The 12275-nt window shown below is 46.5% G+C and carries 8 protein-coding genes and 1 pseudogene; 2 read left to right on the top strand and 7 right to left on the bottom strand.

The features are described 5' to 3' along the window. Positions 1-23: 23 nt before the first annotated feature. From KE626_RS33800 to KE626_RS33780, 5 genes are all read right to left on the bottom strand, one after another. The gene (locus tag KE626_RS33800) at positions 24-1703 is read right to left on the bottom strand and encodes a RagB/SusD family nutrient uptake outer membrane protein (protein ID WP_211977508.1); all 1680 of its coding nucleotides are present in this window, start codon (positions 1701-1703) and stop codon (positions 24-26) included. A gap of 17 nt (positions 1704-1720) precedes the next feature. Beyond that, positions 1721-5095: a TonB-dependent receptor gene (locus tag KE626_RS33795; protein ID WP_211977507.1), complete on the bottom strand. Its 3375-nt coding sequence runs from the start codon at positions 5093-5095 to the stop codon at positions 1721-1723. Between the two features lie 63 nt (positions 5096-5158). Then, the gene (locus KE626_RS33790) at positions 5159-6451 is read right to left on the bottom strand and encodes a FecR family protein (RefSeq protein WP_211977506.1); all 1293 of its coding nucleotides are present in this window, start codon (positions 6449-6451) and stop codon (positions 5159-5161) included. Positions 6452-6574: 123 nt separating this feature from the next. Beyond that, positions 6575-7117, bottom strand: coding sequence for an RNA polymerase sigma-70 factor (locus KE626_RS33785; protein WP_346344518.1), 543 nt, complete (start codon positions 7115-7117; stop codon positions 6575-6577). Between the two features lie 56 nt (positions 7118-7173). After that, a complete protein-coding gene (locus tag KE626_RS33780; RefSeq protein WP_211977505.1) occupies positions 7174-7347 on the bottom strand; it encodes a hypothetical protein in 174 nt (57 codons plus the stop codon). Between the two features lie 214 nt (positions 7348-7561). Between KE626_RS33780 and KE626_RS35255 the strand changes: the two are divergent. Continuing rightward, positions 7562-7648, top strand: a pseudogene (locus KE626_RS35255) (hypothetical protein); the annotation flags it as partial. Between the two features lie 369 nt (positions 7649-8017). Continuing rightward, positions 8018-9301: a head fiber protein gene (locus KE626_RS35120; protein ID WP_487249711.1), complete on the top strand. Its 1284-nt coding sequence runs from the start codon at positions 8018-8020 to the stop codon at positions 9299-9301. A 106-nt stretch (positions 9302-9407) separates the two neighbouring features. Here the strand turns inward: KE626_RS35120 and KE626_RS33770 are convergent, their stop codons facing one another. Further along, a complete protein-coding gene (locus KE626_RS33770) occupies positions 9408-10154 on the bottom strand; it encodes a LytR/AlgR family response regulator transcription factor (protein WP_211977503.1) in 747 nt (248 codons plus the stop codon). Positions 10155-10171: 17 nt separating this feature from the next. After that, positions 10172-12082 (bottom strand): histidine kinase, encoded by a 1911-nt coding sequence (locus KE626_RS33765; RefSeq protein ID WP_211977502.1) that lies wholly within the window; start codon positions 12080-12082, stop codon positions 10172-10174. Positions 12083-12275 lie beyond the last annotated feature (193 nt).

Below are 12275 nucleotides of genomic sequence, written 5' to 3'. Positions count from 1 at the left end.
TTGTTTTTAGCGGATACTGATGCTCAATATCCTGGATTTTGTGTGAGTTGCGGGTTTTTATTCCTTTCTTCAGCGGGGATAGGCCACAGGTAATGCCGTTTATCAAAGCTGCCGAGTGCCGGGTTACTTCCGCCATATTTTTTGGCAGTCCAGTACTTTACAATTTCATCGGCAAATACATCCCACCTGATCTGATCCATGTACAGATGTCCCCATTCAAAGGCCAGTTCGCGGTAACGCTCTTCCCGGAGAAATTTGCGCATGGCCTGCTGATCGGCGATGATAGTTCTGTTTTGTACTGTTTCCAGCGTTTGCAGGGTGGGCATCGCAACGCTTGGCCGCTGACGTACGCTATTGATATAAGCAGCGGCTTCAGTATTCCTGTTCAGCTCTATTAATGTTTCTGCATATAGTAATAACACATCGGCATACCTGATGAGTATCATATTGCCGGGGCTATCGCCGGCCGTGAGGTCCAGTTTGCCAATAATATATTTCACGGTGTTATGCCCGTTTTCATTGGCATATTGCTGCAGATAATTTACACCGCTCTGGCCGGTGCGGGCCTGAAACTCACTGATATAGGGGGTGTTTTCATACCATACCGTCCAGGCCAGTCGCGGATCCCGGTTACTGTATGGTTTGGATGGATCAAAGGCCGGGTCGGCTGACTGATGGGTAAATGTATAACGGTAAGCACTACCCGCAGCCACCCTGCTTACAAAAGTGCTGGTTACCGGGAAGCCATTCGTGGTTTCAAAAAGGTTGGTATAGTCTTCCGTAGGCGTTACATAACCAAAGCCTGCAGTGGAAATCAGCGAGGCGGTATTCGGTGCCGCAAAACGTACATAAGAATTACCTTCTTTTACGCCGCCGGCATACTGAATTTCAAAGATCGATTCTTTTCCATTTTCGGTAGAAGGCCAGAACAGATCCAGGAACTGTGGTTCCAGGCTGTAGTCCTTATCTACATTGATCACTTCGTTTAATTTAGCTTCGGCTTCCGGCCATCTCTTTTCATATACATATACTTTTCCCAGCAAGGATTTAGCGGCGCCTTTGCTGGCCCTTCCCAACAGTGCTTTTTTACTGCGGTATTGTGTTACAGAAGGCAATAATGTTTCTGCTGTTTTGAGATCGGCAATGATAGCAGCCACTACTTCGGCCTTTTTGTTGCGTGGCGTCAGCAATTCTTCATATTTTAATTCCCGCGTAATCAACGGTACATCGCCATAAAGATTGGTCAGGTAAAAATAGGCTAGCGACCGCAGGAATAATGCTTCTCCTTTCAACCGGTCGTGCGCGGCAGTGGAGATGGTCACTTCTTTATTATCGATGTGGTCTAATACCAGGTTAGCGCGGAATACCACCCGGTACCAGGCAACCCAGAATGTTTGCGCCATTACCCAACCGTCAGTAACGCCAAAGATACCGTTGTCGTATTGTCCGAAACGATTGTCACCAAAACCGGCAAAGGGTGTGGCAATATCTGCCATCGGGAAAAAGCTAAGCTCCCTGTCGGCCTGCAGCGCATCATAAATACCGTTTACGGCGCTGGTGAAATCATCTTCTGTTTTATAATAATTGGTGGCAGTAAGATTATTTTTTGGGTAAGAGGATAAAAAATCCCGCTTACAACCAGTTGGCACCAGCCCTATCAAACAGCACAGCAACCATGTGAAACGACTTAATATTTTTTTCATAACAGGTAGTTAAAAATTTAGAAAATAAGACGGGCGCCCAGTGTGATGGATTTGGCTACAGGATATGCGTCGACTCCTCCCCTTGAATACACATTGATACCACTAGGTTCAGATGGTTTCATTTCCGGGTCGTAACCAATGAATTTGGTCCAGGTAACCAGGTTGGTGGCATTGGCATAAACGCGCAGCGATTGTATCTTTAACGGCGCAATCCAACTTTTGGGGAGTGTATACCCTATCTGTAAATTTTTAATACGCAGATAGGAGGCATCCTGCACCAGGTAGCTGCTCCAGATGGCGTCGCCTTTTACGGCGCCGGCAGCGGGTGTTGTACCACTGATTACATTACCGTCTTTATCAAGTATAGCCCTGTTATCCCAGTAGTACCTGTCGATGTTATTGTCTTCCCCTTCCCCATTTCCGCCAAATACCGATTCGACCAGCATATCCTTATCCTTTTCACCCTGGAACAAAATAGATACATCAATTCCGCGCCAGCTGAATGCGGCATTGAATCCGTATACATACTTGGGCATATAGCTGCCGATAACGGTTTTATCTGCATCCGTGATCTGTTTATCGTTATTCAGATCAACAAAACGAACCATGCCTGGTCTGTCGCCACTGCGATGCGGATTGGCATTAATTTCGTCTGCTGTCCGCCAGATACCATCTGTCTGAAAACCCCAGTAGGAATATAACGGCAGACCTACATCTGATTTCAACGGTCCTGTTAATAAGGATTTCACGCCACCGAGGTTGACCAGTTTGTTTTTGTTATGAGAAAGATTGAAAGAACCGCTATAGTTAAAGTCCCCGATATTATCCTGGTAGCGCAACAGGATCTCCCATCCCTTATTTTGCACTTCGCCGATGTTGACTACCGGACCGGCTGTATATCCTGCTGTAAACGGGATCGTTGCATCCAGCAGCATGTCGGTTGTTTTCTTGTTGTATATATCTCCTTCAAAAGTGAGGCGCTCATTGAACAAACCCAGTTCCAGTCCAAGGTCGGTGGTAGTGGTGGTTTCCCATTTTATATTTTCGTTCGCCATCTGTGTTGGGAAATAGGCCGGCTGCCTGGTTTGCGGGTTGCCAAATACGGCGCCATTAGTTACATCAATGGTGCTGATCCATGCATATGCGGGTATATTGGCGTTTCCGAGCTGGCCCCAGCTGGCCCTGATTTTCAGGTTGCTGACAGCTTTGAGTTGCTGCATAAACGATTCCTGCGAAACGCGCCACCCGGCAGAGAAGGAAGGGAAAACGCCTTGCTGTTTGCCCGGCGCAAATACGGAAGATCCGTCCCGGCGTATATTGGCCTGCAACAGGTAGCGGTCATTATAGGAATAATTGATCCTGCCAAATTGTGAAGTGAGGGAATAAGGATCAACATATCCGCCATTGATGGCGCCAAGGGTATTACCCGCGCCCAGCACGCGCAAATCGTTATTGGGAAAATCTGTTTTTGATGCATCAAACTGGTATCCATCGCTCTTCTCATACGATACGCCCAGCAATGCGTTGATATTATGCCGGCCAAAAGTCCGCACATAGGTCAACAGGTTTTGTACTTCCCATACATAACTTTCTTTGGCGACATTGCGCAAACTGGCGGTGGCGCCTTGCGCCAGCGGAGTTGTATGGCCAACGTCTGCAGGAGAATAAATGGCCCATTTGCCGGTCCATTCTTCATTAAAATTATTGGTAACAGCGCCGTTTACTACCAGCTTGTATTTTAGTCCCTTCACTATATCAACTTCCGCAAAAAGATTCCCGAAAGTTTTGTTGCTGCGGGAAAGATTATCCAGGATATCGTTGGCGATAGAGGGGGTTTTCCAGGTGGTGTTGGCGATATAGGCTTCACCGGGATAATTGGGGCGGGGTGCGCCCGGCAGGCCGTCCGGGTTGTAGGCGGGAATGGTAGGTGGTGCAGCGGTGATACCATTTAATGCAGCAGGTTGGGAAGACGAAAAGGCGGTGATAGTAGTTGTATATGCCGAGCGTATATAACTGAGATTAATGCCTGTTCTGATACGATCTGTGATCTCCTGCTCGAAGTTGATACGGGCGTTGACCCGGTCGAAGTTTGTTCCGATGATGATACCGCGTTGATTGATATAACCTATTCCTACTGCATATTTTGTTTTGTCGGTACCGCCGTTAATCCCGAGGTGATAGTCCTGTATAGGCGCGGTCCGGAATACATAATCAGACCAATCTGTCCACTGGGTAATGGTTTCAGGCGCAGTTGCGTCCACCCAGAATGGAGATTTGCCGTTATATTTTCTTGCTTCGTTCTGATGCCGGGCCCAGTCAGGACCATTGAGATAATTTGGTTTTTTGGTTAGCGATTGCCAGCCATTTTCTGATTTAAACGCTACGGCTGGTTTACCGGCTTTACCTTTTTTAGTGGTGACGAGCAATACGCCATTGGCGGCCCGGGACCCGTAAATAGCCGCGGCAGATGCGTCTTTAAGCACAGTGATAGATTCTACATCATCAGCATCCACGTCATTCATGCTGCCTACAAAACCATCTACCAGTACGAGTGGACTATTCCCGGATTTTACAGAACCTACACCGCGTACTTTTATGTCGGCGCCGGCGCCTGGCTGACCAGAAGTTTGTGTTACCTGCACTCCACTCATACGGCCCTGGATGGCCTGTCCCAGGTTGGTAGCCGTTACCTTGCCGAGATCACTGGCATTCACGGTGCCTACCGCGCCGGTAAGATCTGTTCTTTTGGTGGTGCCGTAGCCTACTACCACCACTTCCGACACTGATTTTGGCTGTTCCTGCAACAGTACATTTATTGACGTCTGACTACCGATCACCATCTCTTTCACGGCAAAACCGATGTAGGTAAACACCAGTGTTTGTCCCGGTTGGGCATCTATTTCAAAATGTCCCTTATTATCCGATACGGTAGCTGTTTTTGTGCCTTTGAGCAAGATGCTTACACCGATCAGGGGCTCCTTTGTTTCCTGGTGTGTAACCGTACCCGTTATCCTCTGCCTGGCAGCAGGCTTATCTGCTGTAGCCGGATTGGGGTCCAGTACAATGGTTTTATCAACAATGTGAAAGCCTAAACCGGTGGAAGACAGGCATTGCTGCATGGCTTCTTCTATTGTACTGTTTTTTATGTCGACGTTTACCTTACCTGCTTTCTTAATTTCTTCCGCTGTGTACAGGAAAAGGTAGTCTGTTTGGCGTTGTATTTCCCTGAAAACATTATCCAGGTATACGCTTTTCAGATGAATGCTGATTTTTTGTGAATACGCTTTGGCAAACGATTGCATTGCTGAGAAAGTCAGAAAAAGAAAGATCAGTTTGGTAAGCCTGACCAATTTCACCCCGCCGCGCGGGGGGCAAACAGCTCTAATTTTCATACGTGTGAATTATTAATGTTCGTTTTAGGGAATGTTGGTTGCTACGGTTGCTGTAGGTTGATATTATTTTTTCTGCTGTATATATACTTTTTTGCCCTGGATGGTAAATGTTACATTGCCGGCTATTTCCAGCATTTTAAATACTTCAGAGATATTTACCTGTCGGCGGATTGCGCCATAGTAATGCTTTTCCGGAATAGTTCCTTTGAACTCCACCTCTATATCATACCAGCGTGACAGCTGCTGCATGATATCCTGGATGGATTCATTTTCAAAATCAAACAACTCGTTTTTCCAGGCCATGGTTTGCCTGATGTTGATATCTTTTACCAGCTGAATATCGCGATCAGCGGGAGACGCATTATTATGAGCGGATAAATTAGACAGCCGGGCCTGTTGGCCTGGTGTTAGCAAAGCAGCAACCCTGTCTTTCGTTGTACTACTTTTGGCAGCCGAAATACGTACACTGCCTTCCAGCAATGTGGTTTTGATAAGCGCTTCGTCATTATAGGCTTTTATGTTGAAGTGGGTGCCCAGCACGGCTATCTCAGCGGCACGGCCACCGGCAGGCGGAACAGTGGTCACGATAAAAGGTATCCTTTTATTACGGGCAGTTGCAAAATAGGCGGGGGCCACCTCAAAATAGCCTTCTCCGCTTAACTCCACCTTCCTGATGGTATCGTTAAATACTGCGGGGAAGCGCAGCGAAGAGGCGGTGTTGAGCCAAACCCTGGTGCCATCGGAGAGCACCACCATATATTGTTTTCCCCTGGCGGTGGTAATAGTATTATACACTGCTGCCGCCTCACTTTTTCCTGTGGAAGGTGCATATAACAATTGCCCGTTTTGTTTGACCGCCGTACCTGTTCCCTGACCCGGAATTTGACCATTGGGGATATCCTCCAGCGCAATGGGAGCGCCGTTGGCAATTGTCAGCATTACTTTCCCGTTAGCCGGGGCAATATCGTTCCCGGATTTTGCCACAGGGATAGTTTGCTGTACAGGTGAGTGAACGGCTTCTTTTCTCAGCAACAGGTAGCTGCCGAAAATAAGCAGCAGTATGGCAGCAGCGGCCGCCGGTATACGCCAGCGTTTCCTGCCGGTAATGGGATACATAACAGGTGTTGCTGCCGGCACTGCGGCAAGCGCCTGTTGCAACATCCGGTTACTTTTTTCTGTGTCAAATACCTGCCGGGCCGATGTAAAGTCCTCCCAGGCATTATCCATCAGCGACAGGATATCATTGTCAGATGCGTTTTCAGACAGCCATGCCATCAACTCAGTGGTTTCCTCCGGAGTAGCCGATTTTTCAACGTATTGCCGGAAAAGGTAATGCAGTCTTTCTGTTGCCATCATACAGCTAAATAGGTTAAATGGAAAGCCCCTTTGGTGTACTTCCGGGAGTAAGACACGGGGAACCGGCAAAAGGGGTAATCCCTTTTTTTATTTTTTTTCAGGAGACAGGAACCTGGGGGAGCATTATAATAAATCGCAGAAAATACCGAGGGCTATAACAGGCATCCCGGCATGCTGGCGTACATAGTCTGTAATGAATTTTACAGCCAGCTGTATGTGTTTTTTCACGGTACCCCTTGAAATACTCATCTGGTGGGCAATTTCTTCATGTGTAAGGTCGTGTTTGCGGCTTAAGAGATAGGCTTTCTGTTGTTGGGGAGGGAGTTTAGCCACCGCTTCATCGATCAGCCGCAGGTAGCTTTCCTTGTCTATCCCTTCGTCGGCAATTCCTTCTGTATTCCGGCGCCATTCATTTTGATTGGCTTTTTCTTTTGCCAGCTGCCGCAGGGCATTCAGCGTTTGATTCCGGCAAAGCCTGTACAGGTAGGATCTGATGTTATCAACCTCGCTGAGCAAATGCCGCTTGGTCCATATTTTCACAAAGGCATCCTGCACTATTTCTTCTGCCGCCGTTATAGAGCCGGTGATCCGGCAGATATAATCGCCCAGCTGCTGATGATAGGTATGGAAAAGATGGGCGAATGCCGCCTCATCCCCCGCTGCAATGCACTGCAGGAGATCTTTTTCACAACGATATATAACTGGTACTACTGCGATTTTGGCTAATTATATGATGCCCGGAACTTCTGTTGCGGATCTTTACGAAGATAAAGGATGACCAGCAGTTTTGCTGCTACCATTGTCACAATCTTTGTTACAATCTTCGCTTTTTTCCCGGTAAGCAGCAGGCACCCTCCGGCCTGTCCGTTCTTCCCGGATGTAATTTGCAGCTGCACGCACATACATTGCGCATCGGTGCATTATTTTCGATAGGATGACGATTTCAATACGGTAAACCATATCAAATTTATAATAACCATCATTCTTTATTTTAACCCCCTTTTTATGTTATTACAAACAATCACGGCACTTAAACTACAACCGGGCAATGCTTCCGACAACCATGCAACTGTATTAGGCTATTACACTCCCTGAGACGGCGGAGGTGGTGAATTTTACTGGGATGCTGTTTCAACTGACCCCGATAACAGCGGAACCATCTTCGTGGTATCCGGTACGGCGACCGGCAGGTGGAGGCGGCTTTACGACAGCGCCGTCAATGTAAAATGGTTTGGCGCCAAAGGAAATGGCGACGACGATAGCGCGGCGCTGGTAAAAAGCGTCGAATATGCCGTTACAACAGGATCGGACCTGTATTTCCCCCCGTTGACCTATATCCAGGGCAATGGAACAGATAAAGATATCAGGCTTGTAATAAACGGCGCCAACGGCATTACTATTTACGGTTATGGCGCAACGATACAGGCTCATAGCAGCAATCCAACCACGGTTAACTGTGCAGGCTTTGTGATCACCAACAGTAAAAACATTACTGTTAAAGGACTCACCTACGATGGACGACTGGATACGCGAACAGCCCTGGGAAATGACAATGCGGCGGTGAATATGCAGCATGGTTTTTATATCGTGAACTCAAACAACAATATAAAACTGATTGATGTTACCGCTACCAGGTGCATGATGGATGGTGTTGATATTGGGTCGAGGAATGATTATTATCCTCCTTTCACGGTACCAACGAATATTGTGTTGCAAAATATTATTTCCACCTACAATTACAGACAGGGCCTTTCCTGTGGCAGCGTTAACGGCCTGGTCATTACAGGAGGCTCTTATTCATTCACCGGGAAATTGAATAAAACAACGGCGCCCTCTTTTGGGATTGACTTTGAAGGCAACGCGGTAACTGATACGTTAGTCAATGTATCTGTTGCCAACACTTTACTGGAGGGGAACGTGGGTGGTGGCGTTTCTTTTCATAAGGCATCAAAATATATAAAATTCTCCGGTTCAACCATACAAAACAATGAGGGACCTGCTATTAACTTCTCTAATACTTCAGGCGGAGGCAGTACTGTTGAAAACTGCTTACTGATCAACAATTGCATCAGCGGTGCAGAGGCTATTGACATAAAAATGAATGACTATAATAGTCGTTTAATCAATAATAAAATATTCTCCTCTACCAAACAGGCTATTAATGCCACCGGGTTAACCGCAAATGCTGCCAGGCGTATCATTACCGGGAACTATATAGAGGGTACGAAAAAAGTGGCAGGAGTACCCTGCGGTTCGGTAATCATCAGTGCTTCCGCCATGGGCGGCGATGTATTTGAAGATAATATGCTGGTAGATATTGAGCAGCTGGGAGGCGGCTTCAAGTCCGTTCAAATTGACGGGCCAGGCGCCGTTGTCAGAAATAATTACCTGTACACCTCTATAGCGGCCACCACTTCCAACGGATTTTATGTCCAGAAATCAGATGATGTTATCTACGAAAATAATGTGGAGACTGGCTACGTATTAGCGGCGCCCAATTCAACACGTTACATGAAAAGTACGAAGAACTTAAACTACCTGGCAACACAGTCTGCTCCTTTAATATCCGGCAATGGCGCTCCGGACGGAGTGATAACTGCTCCTCCGGGCAGCATATACCGCAGGCTGGATGGCAGCAGCAGGAATGTGTTATACGTTAAGGAGAGTGGAATAGATAATACCGGGTGGGTGGTGTACTATGCACCGGGTATTGCCACAACTGCTGTTGCAGGAATGGTTAAGCAATCGGCCGCGATGGCCGACTCCGGTGCAGCGAGTGTAGCGGCCCTGGTGGGGGATTTCAATTTGTTACTTTCAAAACTCAGAACAGCGGGCATGCTGGCGGTTTAGTATACATTCAACTATTGGGATGGGTATACGGAATTTTTCGTATACTCATCCTGGTTAATACCGTTGGCTCATCATCAGCGGCTGCTTCAAATGAAATACCGCATTATCAGGAAATACTCTCCAGGTACTTCAGCACCTCTTCTTTTTTACGCACGGAAACAGGTATTTGCTCGTTATTCTGCATTTGCAGAAAGCCTTCTCTATAGTACTTTTTCACATAATGGAAATTAACCAGATAGGACTGATGACAGCGTACAAAGCCGAAAGGAACAAGCGAGGTCTCATAATCTATTAACCCTTTTGATACCAGGATTTCACGTTTATCTTTCAGGTAAAAAGTAGTATAGCCTTTATCGCTCTTGCAAAACATGATATCCTCTATAGACACGATCTCCATATACTCTACATGCTTAAGCGCAATACGCTTGCTGGTGGCCACTCCCTGCGCAGCGTAGTGCTGGCGCGCTATTTCCAGTTGCTGCTGATCAAATTGCTCCTGCTGCCGGTGATGGTAACATTTGTTGAGTATGGCGGCTAAAGCAACTTCATCTATCGGCTTCAGCAGGTACCCGAAAGCCCCCATATTGAGCGCCTGTATAGCGTATTGATCGTAGGCCGTGAGAAAAACAACCTGGAAGTTTTCATTGCCTATTTCCTGGAATAAGCGGAAGCTATCACCATCCTTCAACCGGATATCTGCCAGGATAATATCGGGTTTCAGTGCCGGGATCTCCCTGGCCGCCTTAGCTATTTCCGCCGCATGCCCCACTACCTGTACGTAGGAAATATCCTGGATCACCTGCAAAAGATGTTGCAGGATACGTACTTCATCTTCAAGAATATAAAGCTTCATGTTTGCTTGTTTTCTTTTTAATCTTTGATTTCCGGAATAACGATGTGTACTACCACTCCTTTTCCTCCACCGTTTTTCTTATCCTCCACATCAAAATTCGCTTCCTGCCCCTGCGATTTGAACAGCACTTCCAGTCGCTCTTTAAGGATAGTACCGGCCAGCGACTGTTTCTTCTGGTCATTGGGCTCTTTGGTGGTCATCCCCCTGCCATTGTCTTCTACGGTAATGAACATCTGCTCATGCTCTGCTCTGAAAGATATCGTTAAGTTACCTTTATAATCAATATTTCTGAAACCGTGTTCTATCGCATTTTCAACAAAGGGCTGTACCAGCATAGGCGGTATCAGCATGTTTTCCGGATAGAGATGCTTATCCACATCAATCCGGTAATCGAAAAGCCCGGCGAAGCGCATTTGGTGCAGCTGCAGGTAATTCTCCAGGGAAACAATTTCCTCATCAAGGCCAATGAAATCCTTCCTGCTTTGTTCCAGCACATTTCGTAACAGCCCTGAAAAGGCCGACAGGTAACGTACTGATTCCTTTGTATCGCCTGATGCAACCAGGCCTTGCAGGTTGGCAATGGAGTTAAAAATAAAATGCGGATTCAACTGAGCCTGCAGCAGCTTTTGCTCCATGTTCAAACGCCTGTTCTCCGACTGCAGCAGCCTGTTACGTTCTTTCAGCCGGTATTGCCGGTGTATAAAATAAAAAACGGAGAGTACACCCAGGAATACCAGCGACCCCAATATCAGCGTCCATCTTTGCTGCCGGATAACTTTTTCATTTAACAGGTTCCTGCTGCTCAGTTCTGCTATATTCCGGTCTTTTTTCTCCGTTTCATATTTCGCATGTATTTCTGCAAATTTAACTGCCTCTATCTTTTTCAAATTACTCACTTCGATTCCAAAAGCGGAATCGGCCACATGCAAGGCATTGGCGTAGTCACCTTTCTTTTTATATGCCTCGATAAGTCCCTTGTAATAAACCGGGCTTGGTTTCCCCGGAGCGTTCTTTTGGCCAAAAGCGATAGCTTCCCGGTAGTAATGGATGGCCGAATCCAATTGATGGTTACGTACAAAGCTGGTCGCCAGATTATTAAATGCAATGTCATTCAGATTATTCGTTCTCACCAGGTAGTTAAAATAAATCCTGCTGCTGGCAACCGCCTTGTCGTTCTCTCCTCTCCGTGAAAATATCTGGGCTTCGTTGTCGTAGGTACGCGCTATGGCCAGACTGTCGCCGATATGCTCGGCGAACTTCCGGGCCTGAACATTGTACAGCATCATCTTATCAAAATCATTCATTCGGGAAGCCAGCAAAAATGATATATCATAATGCCGCTGCGTAATCACCGGATGCCATTTATACGGGTGATGTTTATAGTAACGTTCGGCATAGTCCAGCGATTCGTTCTCATTATCATTCTGATAGTATGCCTTGGCCATTAAATCATAAAAACGATAAGTAAATTTGCTGTGAACGCGTTCGGCAGTTTTCATCGCCGACAATATCCGGTTCATCAGTTCCCCTTCTACCATCACTCCATTGCCGATATCCAAATCCAATATAGAATAGCTCTTCAGCAGTTCAATTTCATCATCGACCCTGCCTCCCTTCATCTTCTGAAATTCGGTCATAGCGCTATCCCGGTGCTTGTCCCGCAGATAGTTCTTTGCTCTGAAGAAATGATAAAACGGCATAACACTGCTATCCGCACTGCTGCTCAGCACATTGTTCTCCCGGTCAATCACCTTCCTGTATTCAGACAAAGACAAAGTATCAAGAGAAATAATCAGCGACAGATAATCCTTTTTCTGAGCCGTATCAATAATCTTCTGCTGTTTTTTTTGAGATGGTCCGTTCTCTTTACATGCGGTAAAAAAAAGGAGGATTATTCCCAAACCAGCCAATGCCGTTCTTGCATTCATTGGTATAAAAAATTAACCAGGCAAATAAACATAAAAATATAATCGTTCCTCTCCGGGAAGCAGGAAACAGGTTGAAACACGCCTTAAATATATCAATAGAAATTAAATATAGGAATGCGGGCAGATATTCGGTGATTTTCGGTTAATATCCGTGGTCACCGGATCCTTTGCAGGAAAATGGCTTCCGGAACAA

The sequence above is a fragment of the Chitinophaga hostae genome (genome assembly GCF_018224885.1).
Taxonomy (GTDB): domain Bacteria; phylum Bacteroidota; class Bacteroidia; order Chitinophagales; family Chitinophagaceae; genus Chitinophaga; species Chitinophaga hostae.
Note: the sequence above shows the minus strand (reverse complement) of the source record. Positions and strands in the feature narration are given on the sequence as shown.